Below are 16,858 nucleotides of genomic sequence, written 5' to 3' on the forward strand. Positions count from 1 at the left end.
GACCTGCGCGGACATCCCATCGTCACCCCCTCGGGACCACCTCCGCATCAACCGATCGGCTGACAGGACTGTCCGCCGACCCGGGGGCGGCTTCGAGCCGGTACGCCGACCGTGCGGGCCCGGATCCGGCCGGAGGATCGATACCGGAAGCAGAACGGTTCGAGGCCGAGGCCGAAGTCATTCGAGTCCGGGCCCGAAGTCACTCGAGGAGTCCCCATGAAGAAGATGTCGCTGCGCACCCGTGTCCTGACCGGTGCTGTCGCCGCCGCTGCCCTGGGCGCCGGGACCTTCGGCGCGATGTCGGCGAGCGCGTCCGTCCCGGCCGCCGCTCCTGCCGCCGCCGTGAAGGCCGACACCGCCGACCGGAACCTCCAGCAGTCCACGCACCTGACCGTCGCCGCCGCCACCAAGGCCGCGCAGGCTGCTCTGGACGCCGCGAAGAAGGAGAACCAGCGCATCTCGGTGGCCGTCGTGGACCGCAACGGCAACACCCTCGTCACCCTGCGCGGTGACGGCGCGGGCCCGCAGTCCCCCGAGTCCGCCGTGAAGAAGGCGTACACCGCCGTCTCCTGGAACGCGCCCACCTCCGAGCTGGTCAAGCGCCTGGAGCAGGCTCCGAACCTGAAGGACATCCCCGGCACCCTGTTCCTCGCCGGCGGCGCGCCCGTGCAGGTCAAGGGCGCTCCGGTGGCCGGTATCGGTGTCGCGGGCGCGCCGAGCGGTGACCTCGACGAGAAGTTCGCCTCGGCGGGCGTCGCGGCCCTCGGCAAGTAGGGCCCACGCGAGGTCCAGCGAGGCAGGTGAGGCCCACGTGACGCAGGTGAGGTCCACGCGAGGCCACTGAAGGCCCACGTGACGCAGGTGAGGTCCAAGCGAGGCACCTGAAGGCACCTGAAGGTCCACGCGAGGCACGTGAAGGTCCACCCGAGGCCGCTGAGGCCCACGCGAGGCCACTGAGGTCCACGCGGGACGGAGCGCGCTCGCCCCGCGCCCGGCAACGGGTCCACGCGGTGCCGTGCGCGCGGCCTGCGCTCCGGCGCGTATCTAAAATCGGCCGGGTGGACCCACGATCGGCGGCTCGCCGCACCGCGCCCTGCGCCGCCCTGCTGCTGGCCCTGATCACCCTTGCCACCGGTTGCACGCCCGGCGGGGGCGGGGTCGTGGGAACTCCGGGCGCGGCGGGAGTGCGTGATCCGTACTTCCCGCGCCTCGGCAACGGCGGTTACGACGTCTCGCACTACGACCTGGACCTCCGCCTCGACGGTGCGCCCGGGCGTCTGAGCGGCACCGCCGTGATCACCGCGCGCGCCACCCAGGACCTCAGCGCGTTCAATCTGGACCTCTCCGGGCTGGAGGTCCGTTCGGTGACGGTCGAGGGGCGGCCGGCAGCAGTGAACCGGGCGGGTTCGGAGCTGACGCTGCGTCCGGACTCCCCGGTCGCGGACCGGCTCCGTGCGGGACGGACGTTCCGCACGGTGGTCCGCTACGACGGCGTGCCCCGTACGGTCACCGATGCGGACGGCTCCGAGGAGGGCTGGCTGAGGACCGCGAACGGCACGGTCGCGCTCGGGCAGCCCACCGGGTCGATGGTCTGGTTCCCCGGCAACCACCACCCGAGCGACAAGGCCTCGTACGACGTGCGGATCACGGTGCCCGAGGGGCGGAGTGCCGTGTCCAACGGTGAGCTGACTTCCCGTCGTACGGCAGGGGGCCGCACCACCTTCCACTGGCGGGTGCGCGAGCCGATGGCGAGCTCGTTCGCGACCGTGGCGGTCGGGCCGTACGGCGTGCGGCGCACCGTCGCCGCCGACGGTCTGCCGGTGGTCACGGCGGTCGATCCGGAGGCGGCCGGGGCGACGGCGGCGCTTGCGGCCCGGGTCTCCGAGGTCGTCGCCTGGGGGGTGAAGCACTTCGGCCCGTACCCCTTCTCGTCGGCCGGGGCGATCGTGGGCGTGCCGGGCGACGCGGGATATGCGCTGGAGACCCAGAACAGGCCGTTCTTCCCCGGCCCGCCGGACAGCGCGCTGCTCGTCCATGAGCTGGCCCACCAGTGGTTCGGCGATTCCGTCACGCCCCGGACCTGGCGGGACATGTGGCTCAGCGAGGGCTTCGCCACGTACGCGGAGTGGCTCTGGAGCGAGGAGCACGACGGGGTGCCCGTCGCGGAGAGCTTCGCGGAGGCGTACGCGGACGAGGCGAACTGGGCCTTTCCCGCGGCTCGCCCGCCCGGCCCCGCCGACCTGTCCCGGCCTCCGGTGTACGGCAGGGGTGCGATGGTGGTTCACCGGATCCGGCAGGAGATGGGCGACGACGAGGCGTTCTTCGCTCTCGTCAGGGGCTGGCTGCGGGAGTACCGGCACGGCAGCGCCTCGACCGACGACTTCACGGCCTTCGTGGAGGAGGAGTCCGGTCTGGATCTGACGGAGCTGTGGGACACCTGGCTGAACGGCGGGAGCCGGCCCGCCCGAGGCTGACCGGCTCCCTCGTCCGGGGTTACTTGACGTTGACGCCCGTCCAGGCGGCGCCGACCGCCGCGAGTTCGGTGCTGCCGGCGCCGAACAGGTCGGTGGCCGCCTTCTCGGTCGCGACGCGTGCTCCGGCGTAGTCGGTGCTCGACGTCATGTAGACCGACAGGGCCTTGTACCAGATCTGGTAGGCCTTCTGGCGGCCGATGCCGGTGACCGTGGAGCCGTCGGCGGTCGGCGAGTCGTAGTCGACGCCGTCGATGGTCTTGGCGCCGCTCCCCTCGGCCAGCAGGTAGAAGAAGTGGTTGGCGACGCCCGACGAGTAGTGGACGTCGAGGTCGCCGACGTTCTCGTCCCAGTAGTCGGCCGAGCCGCCGTCCTTGCTGGGCTGGTCCATGTAGCGCAGGGGGCTGCCGTCGCCGTTGATGTCGATCTTCTCGCCGATGAGGTAGTCACCGGGGTCGGTGGTGTTGCCGGCGTAGAACTCGACGGAGGTGCCGAAGATGTCGCTGGTCGCCTCGTTCAGGCCTCCCGACTCCCCGGCGTAGTCGAGATTCGCCGTGGCGGCGGTCAGGCCGTGGCTCATCTCGTGCCCGGCGACGTCGATCGCGGTGAGCGCGCTCTTGTTGTCGGCCCCGTCGCCGTAGGTCATGCAGAAGCAGCTGTCGTCCCAGAAGGCGTTGACGTAACCGTCGCCGAAGTGGACGCGGGAGTAGGCGGCCCGGCCGTCGCCGGCTATGCCCTCGCGGCCCAGCTCGGACTTGTAGAAGTCCCAGGTCTTGGCCGCGCCGTGGTGCGCGTCGACCGCGGCGGTCTGGCGGTCGTCGCCCGTGCCGTCGCCCCAGGTGTCGTCGGCGTCGGTGAGGAGGTCACCGGTGCCGGTCTGGCCCTGGTTGAGGTCGTACGTCTTGTGGCCGCCGCGTTCGCCGTCGGTCAGCTCGAAGCCCGAGGCGGCCTGGGTGGTCGAGAGGGTGACCTCGCCGCTGTACTGGCTGTTGCCGGTGCCGGTCTCCACGGCCTCGAAGCTGTGCAGCTTCTTGCCGGTCGTGGCGTCGGTGAGGATGTGGAGCCTGCTCGGTGTGCCGTCCTTCTGCACACCGGTCCTGACGGCCTCGAAGGCGAGGACGGGCTTGGTGCCGCCCGCCCAGACGACCTTGCGGGCGCCCGCCGCGGCCTTCAGTTCCGGCTGCGTCGACGGCAGGGATATGCGGGCCTCGGTGGCCTTGTCCACGCCCTTGGACGTCCCGTCGGACGCGGTGTGGGTGACCAGGTCGCCGCCGAGGACGGGGAGTCCGGCGTAGGTGCGCTCGTAACGGGTGTGGACGGTGCCGTGCGCGTCCTTGATCACGTCACGGGCTATCAGTTTCTCCTGGCCGCCGAGCCCGAGGGCTTCGGCGGCGGCCGGGGCGTGGCTCTGCGCGGTGCGCAGGGCGGTGGTGCGCTGGGCGGCGGTGTTCACGCCGAGGGTGGTGGCGCCGGAGGAAGAGGCGCTGTCGGCGCCGGCACCGGTGCCGGCCGTGGCCGTACCGGTCTGTACGCCGACGACGACCATCGCGGCAACTGCGGCCAGGGCAGCGGCGCGACGGGTGTTCATGTGGGGGGTCATGCCTTCTCCGTTGCTCGTTCCTGTGGGGGGTACGAGCGGAGAGCGTGCCACCGAATGAGCGAATTTGACGGGACGCCGACAATTGCCTCACAAGTTTTTGACCAGTTCTTGTCCGACTGTGGTTCATCTGTGTCCGCTATGTGGCGCGGACGCACGGGAGCCCCCGGCCGACCGAGGTCGGGCGGGGGCTCCCGGAGGACGAGCCGTTACGTCAGAGGTTGACGCCGAAGTCCTGGGCGATGCCGCGCAGGCCCGAGGCGTAACCCTGGCCGACCGCGCGGAACTTCCACTCGGCGCCGTTGCGGTAGAGCTCGCCGAAGACCATGGCGGTCTCGGTGGCGGCGTCCTCGCTGAGGTCGTAGCGGGCGATCTCGGTGCCGCCGGCCTGGTTGATGATGCGGATGAAGGCGTTCCGCACCTGGCCGAAGTTCTGGCTGCGCGCCTCGGCGTCGTAGATCGAGACCGGGAAGACGATCTTGTCGATGTCCGCCGGGAGGCCCGCCAGGTTGACGTTGATCTGCTCGTCGTCGCCCTCGCCCTGGCCCGTGATGTTGTCACCGGTGTGGACGATGGTCTGGTCCGGGGTCGCCTTGTTGTTGAAGAAGACGAAGTGGCCGTCGGAGTAGACCTTGCCGGCGTTGTTGACGGCGATCGCCGAGGCGTCGAGGTCGAAGTCGGTTCCGGTGGTGGTGCGGACGTCCCAGCCGAGGCCGACCGTGACGGCGGTCAGGCCCGGGGCCTCCTTGGTGAGCGAGACGTTGCCGCCCTTGGACAGGCTTACAGCCATGGGAAGTCCCTTTCCTCGTCATGTGCGGGCTTCGTGCCATCACGAAAGCTACCGTCACCCGTCCTAACGCAGACAAGAGACCACGAGGTTCCTGCTCGCTTTACTTTCTTTGCCGAACTTCTGGCCGAACGCTCGCAAAACAAGGTGACGAACCGGTCGGGGGCCGGGGAACATGGGTGTCATGTCCGGGCCCTATGTCATCCGCGGTTCTGTCTCCCTGCCGGAGGCCGAGCTCATGTGGCGTTTCTCGCGGTCCTCGGGGCCCGGCGGGCAGCACGTCAACACCAGCGACTCGCAGGTGGAGCTCCGGTTCGACCTGGCGGCGACCGAGGCGCTCCCCGAGGTCTGGAAGGCGCGGGCGCTGGAGCGGCTGGCGGGCCGGCTGGTCGGCGGGGTGGTGTCCGTACGCGCGTCGGAACACCGCTCCCAGTGGCGCAACCGGGAGACGGCCGCCGTGCGGCTGGCCGCGCTCCTGGCCGAGGCGACGGCGCCGCCGCCCAAGCCCCGGCTCAAGAAGAAGATCCCGCGCGGGATCAACGAGCGGCGGCTGCGCGAGAAGAAGCAGCGCGGCGACACCAAGCGAGGACGCTCCGGCCGCGACTGGTAGCGGCGAGGGGCTCCCACGCGCGGGAGCCCGGGTGGCGGCCGGCGGACCGCGCCAGCGCCCACGTCGTCGCGCCGGCGGACCGCTCGGGAGCGGCTCAGCCCAGCTGCCGGTAGCGCCCCTTGAAGTACGTCAGCGGCTCTCCGTCCGCGCTCGGCAGGGACGCCGTCAGCACCCGGCCGATCACCAGTGTGTGGTCACCGGCCAGGACGCGCTGTTCGGTACGGCACTCCAGGGTGGCCAGCGCTCCGCTCATCAGGGGCGCTCCCGTGACCTCGCCCCGTATGCAGGGGAGGTCCTGGAACAGCAGCCGGTCGCTGATCCGGCCCTTCATGGCGAAGCGTCCGGCGATGTGCCGCTGGTTGTCCGCCAGCACCGACACCGCCCACAGGGGCTGCTCGGACAGCAGGTCGTCCATCCGCGAGTCGTTGCGCAGGCTCACCATGACCAGGGGCGGGTCGAGGGAGACCGACACGAAGGCGGTGGCCGTCATCCCGACGTCCTCGCCCCGGCCGTGCTCGTCCAGCGGTGGCTCCTCCGCGGTGACCAGCACCACGCCCGCGGCCAGGCGGGACAGGGCGGCACGGAATTCGTCGTTGCTCACCCCTTCAGGATGGGGGACGGCTTCGGGGCGCGGGGAGGCGGGAGTCTTCTGCAGCACAGTGGGCACGCTAGTGCCGCCGGTCGCGCCGTCGCATCGGGCAGAGGGACCAGCCGGGTCCTAGGACTCCGGAACGACTGTGCGGATTTGCGTTCGGTAAATAACAGGAGTTGCGGGACGGGGCTGGTGAAGCCTTCACCATCTGTTGTGACTTGAGTCACAGAGAGCAATATTTGTTGACCCTGTGTACCGGGTGCACAGCTCACTGTGATTCAGTGGCCGTGACAGTGCAACAAGTACGTCGATATGAAACCTGGAGTTGCTGTCGAGGTCTCAGGGAGTGCGAGCAATGGAGGCCGAGTCGGAGCCGTACGTCCGCCTTGCGACCATGCGGCAGCTGCACCAGGCCGTCGCTGATCTCAACACGGCGCGGAGCCTGGCGGACACGCTTCAGTCCGTGGCCGACGGCATCGTCGCCGGTCTCGGATACGAACTGGGCTGCGTCAATCTCGTGCGCCCCGACGGCGATCTCGTCGTCGCCGCCTTCGCCGGCAACCCCGCCGCGGAATCCCTGATCACCGGCCGTGTCGGCTCGCGTGAGTCGTGGGAGCGCAGGCTCTCGATGGGTGAGGCCTGGGACGAGCTCCGGTTCATACCCCACACCGAGGGCTGGGTCCTCCTTGACGACGACGTACCGCAGTGGCACACCGACGGGCCCGAGCCCCGCTTCGAGGACGAGTGGCACCCGCTGGACCGCCTCTACGCCCCGATGTACGCCTCCGGCGGAGGTCTGGACCTCCTGGGTGTCATATCGGTCGACCGGCCCCGCAACGGCCGCCGCCCCGGCGCCTGGGGCCGTGAGGCCCTCCAGATGTACGCCTCCCAGGCGGCGATTGCGATCAGTAACGCCCGGCTGCGAGCAAACATGCAGCGCGCGCTGGTGAGGCTGGAGCGCGAACAGCAGGCGCTGAGGGCCAGCGAGGAGTCCTTCCGCCAGGCCTTCGAGTACGCCCCCAGCGGCATGGCCATCGCCGAGATGGGCGGCGACCAGCACGGCAGGCTGCTGCGCACCAACGACGCCCTCTGCCGGCTCCTGGGCCGTCCCGCCTCCGTCCTGCGCCGCTACTCCTTCGCCGATCTCGTCCACCCGGAGGACATCGGCACCCTGCTGCGCACCTCGGCCGAGGGCGGCCGGGCCGAGCTGCGGCTCGGGCGCAGGGACGGAACGTATCTCTGGGTCTCGCTGCGCAACTCCGTCGTCGCCGACACCACCGACGGCCCGCGTTTCCTGCTCACCCACGTCGAGGACATCGAGGAGCGCAAGCGCAACGAGCTCCATCTCGCGCACCGCGCCTCGCACGACGCTCTCACCGGCCTGCCCAACAGCGCGGAGCTCCGTTCCCGGCTCGGCGCACGGCTCTGTGAGAGGCCTCACTCCGTCACGTCCAGTGCGATCGAGGCACTGGACGCCGCCTACGGGGACGTGGACACCGCGCACGGCTACCGGGCGGACGGCTACGACGGGGAAGCGGTGCCGGGCGTCGGCCCGTACGACCACCACGTGCACGTCGTGGCGCCCGACGCGGAGCGGGACGACGGCACCAAGGGGCTCGCGGTGCTGTTCTGCGACCTGGACGGCTTCAAGTCCATCAACGACCGCTTCGGGCACCACGCGGGTGACGCGGTTCTCATCGAGGTCGCGCGGCGGCTGACGACCTGCGTACGGGACGGAGACACCGTCGCGCGGCTCGGGGGTGACGAATTCGTCGTCCTCGCGGACGGCCTCGGGGCGGCAGATGCCGCAGATCTGGCCGTACGCTTGCGTAACGCCATCATTCCGCCCATCCGGGTGGACGGCCGGGCAGTCAGGGTCGGGGCGAGTTTCGGTATCGGCTGGGCCGAGTGCGGCATGACCGAGGAAGAGGTCCTGCACTCCGCCGACCAGCGGATGTACGTGGAAAAGCGGTCCCGGTCGAAGGTTCACCGCCGAGCCGGCTGACGTTAACGCCCCGGCTGTTCCCGTGCACCGCCCGGTTTTCCGGGGGACCGAGGGCAATTCGACGCGTGCTCCGTTCGGGGTAGGCTCGGCCGGTCGGCGACGGCTGGCGACATGGTGAGGAGTGACCCAGGGATGACGGCCGGAAACAACGGCGCGAGCAAGCCCGAGGACGACGATCCGTTCGGCTATCTGTACGCGGACGGGCAGGCGGCGGGCGCACAGCCGCCCGGGCAGGGCGGCTACGGCTACCCGGGTCCGGCCGCCCAGCCCGGCGTGCCCAGAACGTCGTACAACCAGGTGCGGACGGTCGGCGAGCGCCAGTACGGACAGGTCCCGCCGCAGCAGGCGTACGGCCAGCAGGCTCCGCCGCAGTACGGCCAGCCGAACCCGCAGTACGCGGCCCCGGAGACCTATCCGGGCGGTGCGCAGACCGCGCAGTCCGGCTCCGTGGGATACGGCGGCGGCAGGGGCTCCGGCTCCGGCCGTGGCGGTCCCAACACCAAGGCGCTGCTGATCGCGGCCGTCGCCGTGGTCGCGGTGGTGCTCATCGGTATCGGTGCCGCGCTGATGACGGGCGACGACAGCGAGGGCAAGAAGGACGAGGCCGGTTCGTCGGCGGGTCCCGCCGACGAGGTCGAGGAGTCCCCGAAGCCGGAGAAGTCCGCCGAGGCGTCCAAGGAGCCCGTCGATCTGCCCGAGCAGGACGCGGCGACGCTGACGCTCGGGGGCACGGCGTCCCTGGACAACACGGTCAAGGGTGCCAAGAGCGCGAACGGCCAGTACATCAGCCTCAACGAGGTCGGCCGGTCGGCCACCTGGACGGTCGATGTGCCGGAGAGCGGCGAGTACACGCTGTTCGTGACGTACGGCGTGCCGGGCAAGGACGCCAAGACGTCCCTCACGGTCAACGACGAGGACCCCCGCTCCATCAACATGACGAACTTCGCGCACGCCGCGGAGGGCGATCTGGAGAAGGGCTGGACGCGGACGTACGCCTGGGTCCAGCTGAAGAAGGGGTCGAACTCGCTGATGCTCTCGTGCAACGAGGGTGACTCCTGCGACGCCAACCTCGACCAGCTGTCGCTGAAGTCGGGCCACGTCAAGAACTGAACCGCCGCCCGCTCAGGAATCAGCACCACCGTCGTCCCGGTCAGCGCCCAGCGCGAGCCGGGACGCGGTCGTTCCCGGGGTGGTTCAGGCGGCCGGTGTGTGCTCCGCGACGGCGACCCGGGTCAGCAGGTCCTCGTAGGCGGCACGGTCGAACTCCCCGGCCGCCGGGGCCAGTACGGTCGCCGTCGACAGGGCCACTGCGCGGACCAGCCGGTCGCGCCAGCCCAGGCCCTCGGTGAGGGCGGAGAGCAGCCCGGCCACGGCGGAGTCCCCCGCGCCCGTCGGGTTGCCCCGCACGGCGGAGGGCGGTGCCGCGCGCCAGATGCCCTCCGGGGTGACGGCGAGGAGCCCCTCCGCGCCCAGCGAGGCCACGACGCTGTGCGCGCCGCGGCGGCGGGCGTCACGGGTGGCGCGCAGGGGCTCGCGGGCGCCGGTGAGTGCGGCGAGTTCCTCGGCGTTCGGCTTGACGAGGTCGGGGCGGGCGGCGATGCCGCGGCGCAGGGGTTCACCGGCGGTGTCCAGGAGGACGGGCACACCGGCGGAGCGGGCGAGCCTGATCAGTTCCGCGTACGCGCCGACGTGGATGCCGGGCGGCAGGCTGCCGCACAGGGCTACGGCCTCGGCCCCGGGGAGGAGTTCCCCGTACGTCCGCAGGAAGGCCGCCCACTCGTCGGCGCTGATGTGCGGGCCGGGCTCGTTGAGCTGCGTCGTGTCGCCGGTGGACCGGTCGACGACGGCGAGGGTGCGGCGGGTGTTTCCGGCGACGGGGACGAGGGCGTCGGCGGGGCGGTGGGGGAGTGCGCCGAGCAGGTGGCGCAGGAGTGCGCCGGTGGAGCCGCCCGCGAAGCCGGTGACGACGGTGTCGTGGCCGAGCGCGGCGAGCACCCGGGCCACGTTGACCCCCTTGCCGCCGGGGCGTTCGGTCACCTCGGTGACGCGGTGGCCGGTGTGCGGGACGAGGGCGGGTACGGCGTAGGTCAGGTCGAGTGCCGTGTTCAGCGTGACGGTCAGTATCACCTGTACCGGCCCCCGGTTCCTTGGTAGTCCGCTCCCGCGCGCCGTCTCCCTGCGGCACTGCCTTGGTGATCATGCCAAAGAGGCGGCGGCCCTCCCAGGGGTCCGGGACAACCGCCGTCTCTTCGTTACGTGTTCAACAGCAGGCCGGGCGCGTGTGGCGGGCCGTCAGCCGAGGTGGGGTTCCACGATCCACTCGCCCCGGCGCATGACGCCCTTGAGCGTGAAGTCCGCGTCCAGGACGACCAGGTCGGCGTCCTTGCCCGGGTCCAGCGAGCCGACCCTGTCGTACAGGCCGAGGAGCCGGGCCGGGTTGGCGGAGATGGAGCGTACGACGTCCTCGACGGGGATCTTGTCGATCGTCACGGCCCGGCGGAACGCGGTGTCCAGGGTGAGGGTGGAGCCTGCGATCGACCCGCCCTCGACGAGGCGTGCGACGCCGTCCTTGACCTCGACGGCCAGGGGCCCGAGCTCGTAGTGGCCGTCGCCCGCTCCGGCCGCGTCCATGGCGTCCGTGATCAGCGCGACCCGGTCGGCGCCCGCGTGGTGGTAGGCGAGCTCCAGGGAGGCGGGGTGCAGGTGGGTGCCGTCGTTGATCAGCTCGACGGTGACCCGCTCGTCCTCCAGGAGGGCCGCGATCGGCCCGGGAGCGCGGTGGCCGAGGGCGGGCATCGCGTTGAAGAGGTGCGTGGCGACGGTCGCGCCCGCCTCGATCGCCTCGACGGTCTGCTCGTACGTCGCGTCCGTGTGGCCGACGGCGGCGATCACCCCGTGCTCGGCGAGCAGGCGCACCGAATCGATGCCGCCGGGGAGTTCGGTGGCGAGGGTGACCATCTTCGCGGTGCCGCGTGCCGCGTCGAGGAGTTTGCGGACCTCGGCGGGGTCGGGGTCGCGGAGCAGACCCTCGCTGTGGGCCCCCTTGCGGCACGGGGAGATGAAGGGGCCCTCGAAGTGGATGCCGGCGAGTTCGCCCTGCTCGACGAGCTCGGAGAGCAGGCCGGCCTGGCGGGCCAGGAAGTCCATGTCGCCGGTGACCGTGGAGGCGACGACGGTCGTCGTGCCGTGCTCGCGGTGCGCCCTTGCGCCGGTGAGGACGTCCTCGGCGGTGCCGGTGGCGAAGGAGGCGCCGCCGCCTCCGTGGTTGTGGATGTCCACGAAACCAGGGACGACCCAGTGGCCCGAGAGGTCGAGCGTGCGGGCGCCCTCCGGCGTGCTGCCGGCGATCCGGCCGCCCTCGACGATCACCCGGCCGTTCTCGACGGTCCCGGTCGGAAGCACCACCCGGGCACCTGCGAGAACTGTGCTGTCTGCGCGTCCGGCCATCAGGCGGATACCTCCGTGGAGAGTAGATCCCAGGCGAGCAGCCCTGCGCCCAGGCATCCGGCGGTGTCCCCGAGGGCCGCCGGGACGATGTGAGGCAGCTTCTGGAACGTCACCCGTTCCTCTACGGCCGCACGCAGTGGTGTGAACAAGGTTTCCCCCGCCTCGGCGAGACCGCCACCGATGATGAGCGCGCGGGGGTCCAGCAGGGTGAGCGCGGTGACCAGCCCTGCGGCCAGGGCGTCGACGGCGTCCTGCCACACGCGCAGTGCGGCGGGGTCGCCCGAGGCCACGGCCTTCGCGCAGTCCGCGGCGTCCGCGTCGGGGTCGCCCGACGCGGCGGCCCAGGCCCGGGACACGGCGGCGGCCGAGGCGAGCGTCTCCAGGCAGCCGCGCTGTCCGCAGCCGCAGACCGGGCCGTCCGGCCTGACCACGATGTGGCCGATCTCGCCGGCGTAACCGTGAGCGCCCGCCTCGATGGTGCCCGCGATGCCGATGGCGCCCGCGATCCCTGTGCCCAGCGGCACGAAGAGGAAGCGGTCGGCGCCCTTGCCCGCGCCGATCCGTCCCTCGGCGAGGCCGCCCGTGCGGACGTCGTGGCCGAGCGCGACGGGTATGCCGCCGAGCCGTTCGCCGATCAGCGTGCGCAGGGGGACGTCGCTCCAGCCCAGGTTGGCGGCGTAGACGGCGATTCCGCGTTCCGCGTCGACGATGCCGGGCACCGCGACTCCGGCGGCCGCCGCGCCTTCTCCCAGGTGCTCCGTGCCGTATGCGTGCAGGTCGGCGGCGAAGTCGAGGATCGTCTCCACGACGGCAGCCGGCCCGCGGTCCCTGCCGGTGGCCCGGCGGGCCTCGTGGAGCAGCGTGCCGTCGGCCCCGACCAGTGCGGCCTTCATCCCTGTGCCGCCCACATCGAGGGCGATGACGTGTCTCACGGGAGACAGTTTCGCCCGCCGACCCCTAAAAGGTCTAGTCCACTATCGAGGTTTGTTGACCACCCATACAAAACGGCCCTGCTAGATTGCCGGACGGATGCACCGGTGGTGTAGACCTCCGTGGAGAACGCGGGGCAAGAACGTGGCTCCGTCGCCCGGCGACGGCGGTCGGCAGATGTAGGGATGGACGGGCTGTGCAGCGGCGCTTTGTGGGACTGACCGCGGTGGTGGCGGCACTCGGATTGACGGCAACGTTGTCGGGGTGCGGGACGGACACCGGGGGTGGGGACGTCACTCTGAAGCTGGTCGCGGCGGACTACGGGAGCGACGCCGAAAGCAGCTCCGAGAAGTACTGGGACGACGTCGCCGGGAAGTTCGAGAAGGAGAACCCCGGCATCAAGGTGGACGTGAGCGTCTACTCCTGGAAGGACGTCGACCGCGAGGTCGCCGAGATGGTGAAGGCGGGCAACGCCCCCGACATCGCCCAGATCGGGGCGTACGCCGACTACGCGGCGGCGGGCAAGCTCTACACCTCCGACGAGATGATCGCCATCCGGACGGGGTCCAACTTCCTGCCTTCCCTGACTGCCGCGGGTGAGGTCGACGGCAGCCTCTACGGCCTGCCGTTCGTGGCCAGCACCCGGCTGCTCTTCTACAACAAGGCGCTGTTCGCCAAGGCCGGCCTCGGGGCGCCGCAGACCTGGGACGACATCGAGAGCGACGCCGCCGCGCTGGACCGGAAGGGCGTGACCTACCCCTTCGCCCTGCCGCTCGGCCAGGAGGAGTCCCAGGCCGAGACCCTGATGTGGATGCTCAGCGGGGGCGGCAACTACACGGACGAGGTCGGCAACTACGCCATCGACTCCGCGGCCAACATAGCCACCTTCCAGTGGCTGAAGGACCACCTCGTCGGCAAGGGGCTCACCGGCCCCGTCGCACCGGGGAAGCTCGACCGGGCGAAGGCGTTCGAGGCGTTCACCGACGGCGAGGTGGGCATGCTGAACGGCCACCCGACGCTCATGCAGGAGGCCGAGAAGAAGGGCGTCCAGGTGGGCATGGTCCCGCTGCCCGGCATCGACGGGCCGACCAAGGGCTCGATGGGCGTGGCCGACTGGATGATGGGCTTCAAGCAGAATGGCCACCGGACCGAGATAGGCAAGTTCCTCGACTTCGCCTACGAGGACGAGAACGTGCTGGCCTTCGCCGACCGGTACGACCTCCTGCCGGTGACCAGCAGCGCGTCCGCCGCGATGGAGACCGACAGCAAGCACGCGTCGCTGCACGAGTTCCTGTCGGCACTGCCGAACTCCCAGCTCTACCCGTTCGGAAAGACGTCGTGGGCGCAGGCCAGCGAGACGATCAAGGAGAAGATCGGCTCGGCGGTCGCACCCGGGGGCACTCCCGAGGGCGTGCTCACGGAGATCGCGGCAGAGGCCCGGCAGGCGGACAGCGCGCAGTAGGTAGGTTGGTTGATATGACCGCCCACCCCGACGACCCCGAAGAGCCCGGCCGCGCCGGGACCGATGCCGAGGTCCCCGACGCCGCCGCCCCGCTCTCCGGGCAGGAGCGCGCGGTGCTGGCCCTGGAGCGGCGCTCCTGGCCGGGCCCCGGCGCGAAGGAGCGGGCGGTCAGGGAGCAGCTGGGGATCTCGCCGGTGCGCTACTACCAGCTGCTCAACGCGCTCTTGGACGACCGCCGCGCGCTGGAGGAGGACCCGGTCACGGTGAACCGCCTCCGCCGTGTGCGGGACGCGCGGCGCGGGCGCCGCTGAGGGCAGGGGCCGGACCCTGCGGCGCGCGGGAGCGACCCCCTGGAATTCCCCTGCCGCACTCCTTCTGTTGGCCGGGCCCGGCTAGCTTCGCCTCGCCCGGCCCGCCGCAGGAGAGGTACGTCCATGAGCACCCCGGTCCACCGCACCTCGACACGGCAGTCCTCAGCCTCCCTGCTGTCGGCCCGGCGCCGGGAGGGGAGCCGGACCGGGAGCACGTCCGCACGCTCGGCGGAGCGTGCCCTCCTCGCGATGCAGTCCCGTGCCGGCAACCGTGCCGTGACCGCGGCGGTGCAGCGCGCTCGGGACACCGGGGGAGGGGGCGAGGCGGGGAGCGGCACCGCGTCCGCCGGAGCGAAGAAGAAGGACTACCGCGACAGGATCGCCGGGCTCCTCGACAGGTTCAAGAAGAATCTTGAGCCCGTCGACACCTTCATCAAGGGCTTCCAGACCCCCACCAACGCGGCCTTCACCCAGCAGGCCACCGTCGCCGCGAACGAGGGCCTCAAGCACTCCGCCGCCGCCTCGGGGACCGCCGCCGCGTCGGGAAACCTCCTCACGGAGCTCCCCGGCACCGTGGTCAGTGGCATGGACGCGTACAAGAACATGAAGGACGCCAGGAAGCACGAGAGCGGGGCCAAGCACCACACGGCGAACAAGAAGGCCAGGACCAAGGGGACCGACGCGGTCGTCAGTGCCATCAGTTCGGGGGCCTACAGCGCCGGAATCGCCAAGGAGGCGACCAAGATCCAGAAGGTGGCGGAGGCCGCGCTGGCGTCCGAGGTGAGCGGCGCCGCCAGCGCTTCCGCCGGTGCGGCGAAGGGCGCGCGGGCCGTGCTCCGCATCGGGGGAGCGGCCCGCAAGTACAAGCAGGTCAAGGGGCTGGGAGACCCCCACACCGTGCACGCCCGGTCACTGGCCCGGCTGGGCGAGACGCGGGAGCGCGCCCACTGGGCCGCGGCGGAGGCCAACGTCGCGCTGGGCATGTACTGGGCCCATGAGGGCCCGGAGCGGCTGGAGGCCGTTTCCGATGCCATCGACGCGATCTGGAACGTGATGGGCGAGGCCCGCGACGCCTCCGAGAACCTCCGGCACGCCGAGAAGGACGTGGAGAAGCTGAGCGCGGCCCAGGAGTACGCGAAGAAGAAGCAGCTCACCAAGATCGGCAAGGAGGCGGTCGGCGGCGCGGTGGGTGAGTCCACCAAGGCCGCGGCCGGCGTCGTGACGGCGGTCGCGGCGGGAACGGCAGGGCTGGCGAGCAACCCGGTCGGATGGGGCCTCGCCGGGGCCGGCGCCGGCCTCGTCCTCACCGTCACCCTGTACAAGGCGCTGCGCGCCGCCACCAAGCGGTACGAAGAGGTCCGCCACCCCGACCGCTGGGCACCGGAGGGCGAGACCCCGGCGGAGGCCGAGTCCCGCAAGGAGTCGCTGAAGCACGCCCTGAAGTTCTGGAAGAAGGTGTCGAAGGGCGAGCGCCAGGCCATGGCGCGCGAGATCTACGCCCTGGCGGCGGGTCCCGGCATCTCCGGGAGCGACAGGACGACGGCCGAGATGCGGGAGTCCGCCAGGGCCCTGCTCGTCGCTCTCAAATCAGGCCCCGCCAAGCACAAGCTGGAGCCGGAGGCATGGGCCGAGACCCTCGACGACCCGGCCAGGAGCGCCGGCTGGATCCAGGAGATCGCGGAGCAGCTGGCCTCGGGGTGACCGTCCCGGAACGGGCCCGTCGCGGCAGCGGCGCGGACCCGGCCGCCCGGCGCGGCCACCGGTAGGCTCGGGCCATGGGTAATCCGGCACACCCCCTCCCGACCCCGTCCACCCAGGCCGGCCGCGAAGGCCTCGCCGCACTCCTCGCCCGGCCCTCCCGCGCGGTGGTCGCGCTGGACTTCGACGGCACGCTCGCCGACATCGTCCCGGACCCGGAACAGTCCCGCGCCCACCCCGACGTCGTCCCGGCCCTGTCCGCGCTCGCACCGCGGGTAGCCGCCGTCGCCGTGATCACGGGCCGGCCGGCCGACACCGCCGTGCGGTTCGGCGGCTTCGCGGGCGCGCCGGGCCTGGACCACCTCGTCGTCCTCGGGCACTACGGCGCCGAGCGCTGGGACGCCGCCACCGGGGCCGTCACCGCCCCCGCTCCGCACCCCGGCGTCGAGGCCGTCCTCGCCGAGCTCCCCGCGGTGCTGGACGAGCGGGGCGCCGGGGCGGCCGACGGCACCTGGATCGAGGAGAAGGGCGGCAGGGCGGTGGCCGTGCACACCCGCCGCGCCGCCGACCCCCAGGCCGCCTTCGAGTCCCTGCGTGTCCCGCTGGCCGACCTGGCCGCCCGGCACGGCCTGATCGTCGAACCGGGCCGCCTGGTCCTGGAGTTGCGCCCCCCGGGCATGGACAAGGGCGTGGCGCTGGAGGAGTACGTGAAGGCGGTGGGCGCCGAGAGCGTGCTGTACGCCGGTGACGACCTCGGCGATCTCGCCGCCTACACCGCGGTGGAGAAGCTCCGCACCCAGGGCCTGGCCGGGCTGCTCGTGTGCAGCGGCACCGAGGTCCCCGAACTCGCCGGCCGGGCTGATCTGGTGCTGTCCGGCCCGGCGGAGGTGGCGGAGCTGCTCGGGGAGCTGGCCAGGCACCTTCGGCCGGATGCGGACTGACGAGGCC

At 71.6% G+C, this 16,858-nt stretch carries 15 protein-coding genes; 9 read left to right on the forward strand and 6 right to left on the reverse strand.

Annotated elements, in window-relative coordinates:
- Positions 1-216: 216 nt before the first annotated feature.
- Both ACFYQ6_RS17050 and ACFYQ6_RS17055 read left to right on the forward strand, forming a co-directional pair.
- Positions 217-774: a heme-binding protein gene (locus ACFYQ6_RS17050; protein ID WP_388763589.1), complete on the forward strand. Its 558-nt coding sequence runs from the start codon at positions 217-219 to the stop codon at positions 772-774.
- A gap of 284 nt (positions 775-1,058) precedes the next feature.
- A complete protein-coding gene (locus ACFYQ6_RS17055) occupies positions 1,059-2,474 on the forward strand; it encodes a M1 family metallopeptidase (protein ID WP_388763591.1) in 1,416 nt (471 codons plus the stop codon).
- A 19-nt stretch (positions 2,475-2,493) separates the two neighbouring features.
- Here ACFYQ6_RS17055 and ACFYQ6_RS17060 read toward each other — a convergent pair whose 3' ends face one another.
- Together ACFYQ6_RS17060 and ACFYQ6_RS17065 are read right to left on the reverse strand one after the other, a co-directional pair.
- The gene (locus ACFYQ6_RS17060) at positions 2,494-4,071 is read right to left on the reverse strand and encodes a M4 family metallopeptidase (protein WP_361578334.1); all 1,578 of its coding nucleotides are present in this window, start codon (positions 4,069-4,071) and stop codon (positions 2,494-2,496) included.
- 211 nt (positions 4,072-4,282) lie between these two features.
- A complete protein-coding gene (locus ACFYQ6_RS17065) occupies positions 4,283-4,858 on the reverse strand; it encodes a TerD family protein (protein ID WP_329039674.1) in 576 nt (191 codons plus the stop codon).
- A gap of 172 nt (positions 4,859-5,030) precedes the next feature.
- On the opposite strand from ACFYQ6_RS17065, the gene arfB reads away from it, so the two are divergent.
- Positions 5,031-5,465, forward strand: coding sequence for an alternative ribosome rescue aminoacyl-tRNA hydrolase ArfB (arfB, locus tag ACFYQ6_RS17070; RefSeq protein ID WP_069171362.1), 435 nt, complete (start codon positions 5,031-5,033; stop codon positions 5,463-5,465).
- Between the two features lie 94 nt (positions 5,466-5,559).
- Here the strand turns inward: arfB and ACFYQ6_RS17075 are convergent, their stop codons facing one another.
- Complete coding sequence (locus tag ACFYQ6_RS17075; RefSeq protein ID WP_361578330.1) at positions 5,560-6,066, reverse strand: flavin reductase family protein; 507 nt, start codon at positions 6,064-6,066, stop codon at positions 5,560-5,562.
- 346 nt (positions 6,067-6,412) lie between these two features.
- Between ACFYQ6_RS17075 and cdgB the strand changes: the two genes are divergently transcribed.
- Both cdgB and ACFYQ6_RS17085 read left to right on the forward strand, forming a co-directional pair.
- Positions 6,413-8,062 carry a diguanylate cyclase CdgB gene (gene cdgB, locus ACFYQ6_RS17080; protein WP_361578327.1) on the forward strand — a complete coding sequence of 550 codons (1,650 nt, stop codon included), beginning with the start codon at positions 6,413-6,415 and terminating at the stop codon, positions 8,060-8,062.
- Between the two features lie 132 nt (positions 8,063-8,194).
- Positions 8,195-9,172 carry a carbohydrate-binding protein gene (locus ACFYQ6_RS17085; RefSeq protein ID WP_361578324.1) on the forward strand — a complete coding sequence of 326 codons (978 nt, stop codon included), beginning with the start codon at positions 8,195-8,197 and terminating at the stop codon, positions 9,170-9,172.
- An 84-nt stretch (positions 9,173-9,256) separates the two neighbouring features.
- On the opposite strand, the gene ACFYQ6_RS17090 is transcribed toward ACFYQ6_RS17085, so the two are convergent.
- The 3 genes from ACFYQ6_RS17090 to ACFYQ6_RS17100 form a co-directional block, all read right to left on the reverse strand.
- Positions 9,257-10,189: a 1-phosphofructokinase family hexose kinase gene (locus tag ACFYQ6_RS17090; protein ID WP_361578321.1), complete on the reverse strand. Its 933-nt coding sequence runs from the start codon at positions 10,187-10,189 to the stop codon at positions 9,257-9,259.
- 165 nt (positions 10,190-10,354) lie between these two features.
- Entirely contained in the window at positions 10,355-11,509 is a 1,155-nt protein-coding gene (nagA, locus tag ACFYQ6_RS17095) for an N-acetylglucosamine-6-phosphate deacetylase (protein WP_361578318.1), read from the reverse strand.
- Complete coding sequence (locus ACFYQ6_RS17100; RefSeq protein WP_361578707.1) at positions 11,509-12,402, reverse strand: ROK family protein; 894 nt, start codon at positions 12,400-12,402, stop codon at positions 11,509-11,511. The genes nagA and ACFYQ6_RS17100 overlap by 1 nt, the downstream gene beginning before the upstream one ends.
- A gap of 233 nt (positions 12,403-12,635) precedes the next feature.
- Between ACFYQ6_RS17100 and ACFYQ6_RS17105 the strand changes: the two genes are divergently transcribed.
- The 4 genes from ACFYQ6_RS17105 to otsB all read left to right on the forward strand — a co-directional run bounded on the left by ACFYQ6_RS17105 (position 12,636) and on the right by otsB (position 16,851).
- Positions 12,636-13,901, forward strand: a complete 1,266-nt coding sequence (locus ACFYQ6_RS17105; protein ID WP_388763595.1) for an ABC transporter substrate-binding protein — start codon at positions 12,636-12,638, stop codon at positions 13,899-13,901.
- A 14-nt stretch (positions 13,902-13,915) separates the two neighbouring features.
- Positions 13,916-14,212 carry a DUF3263 domain-containing protein gene (locus ACFYQ6_RS17110; protein WP_361578312.1) on the forward strand — a complete coding sequence of 99 codons (297 nt, stop codon included), beginning with the start codon at positions 13,916-13,918 and terminating at the stop codon, positions 14,210-14,212.
- 123 nt (positions 14,213-14,335) lie between these two features.
- Positions 14,336-15,913 carry a hypothetical protein gene (locus tag ACFYQ6_RS17115; RefSeq protein ID WP_388763597.1) on the forward strand — a complete coding sequence of 526 codons (1,578 nt, stop codon included), beginning with the start codon at positions 14,336-14,338 and terminating at the stop codon, positions 15,911-15,913.
- A 74-nt stretch (positions 15,914-15,987) separates the two neighbouring features.
- Positions 15,988-16,851 carry a trehalose-phosphatase gene (gene otsB, locus ACFYQ6_RS17120; RefSeq protein WP_361578306.1) on the forward strand — a complete coding sequence of 288 codons (864 nt, stop codon included), beginning with the start codon at positions 15,988-15,990 and terminating at the stop codon, positions 16,849-16,851.
- Positions 16,852-16,858 lie beyond the last annotated feature (7 nt).

The sequence above is a fragment of the Streptomyces sp. NPDC005494 genome, assembly GCF_042872025.1.
Taxonomy (GTDB): domain Bacteria; phylum Actinomycetota; class Actinomycetes; order Streptomycetales; family Streptomycetaceae; genus Streptomyces.

Bases quoted from the DNA above. Each gene is read 5' to 3' on its own strand.
- ACFYQ6_RS17050 (WP_388763589.1), top strand. From the start codon at position 217: ATGAAGAAGATGTCGCTGCGCACCCGTGTCCTGACCGGTGCTGTCGCC.
- ACFYQ6_RS17060 (WP_361578334.1), bottom strand. From the start codon at position 4,071: ATGACCCCCCACATGAACACCCGTCGCGCCGCTGCCCTGGCCGCAGTT.
- ACFYQ6_RS17065 (WP_329039674.1), bottom strand. From the start codon at position 4,858: ATGGCTGTAAGCCTGTCCAAGGGCGGCAACGTCTCGCTCACCAAGGAG.
- arfB (WP_069171362.1), top strand. From the start codon at position 5,031: ATGGGTGTCATGTCCGGGCCCTATGTCATCCGCGGTTCTGTCTCCCTG.
- cdgB (WP_361578327.1), top strand. From the start codon at position 6,413: ATGGAGGCCGAGTCGGAGCCGTACGTCCGCCTTGCGACCATGCGGCAG.
- ACFYQ6_RS17085 (WP_361578324.1), top strand. From the start codon at position 8,195: ATGACGGCCGGAAACAACGGCGCGAGCAAGCCCGAGGACGACGATCCG.
- nagA (WP_361578318.1), bottom strand. From the start codon at position 11,509: ATGGCCGGACGCGCAGACAGCACAGTTCTCGCAGGTGCCCGGGTGGTG.
- ACFYQ6_RS17100 (WP_361578707.1), bottom strand. From the start codon at position 12,402: ATGAAGGCCGCACTGGTCGGGGCCGACGGCACGCTGCTCCACGAGGCC.
- ACFYQ6_RS17110 (WP_361578312.1), top strand. From the start codon at position 13,916: ATGACCGCCCACCCCGACGACCCCGAAGAGCCCGGCCGCGCCGGGACC.
- ACFYQ6_RS17115 (WP_388763597.1), top strand. From the start codon at position 14,336: ATGAGCACCCCGGTCCACCGCACCTCGACACGGCAGTCCTCAGCCTCC.
- otsB (WP_361578306.1), top strand. From the start codon at position 15,988: ATGGGTAATCCGGCACACCCCCTCCCGACCCCGTCCACCCAGGCCGGC.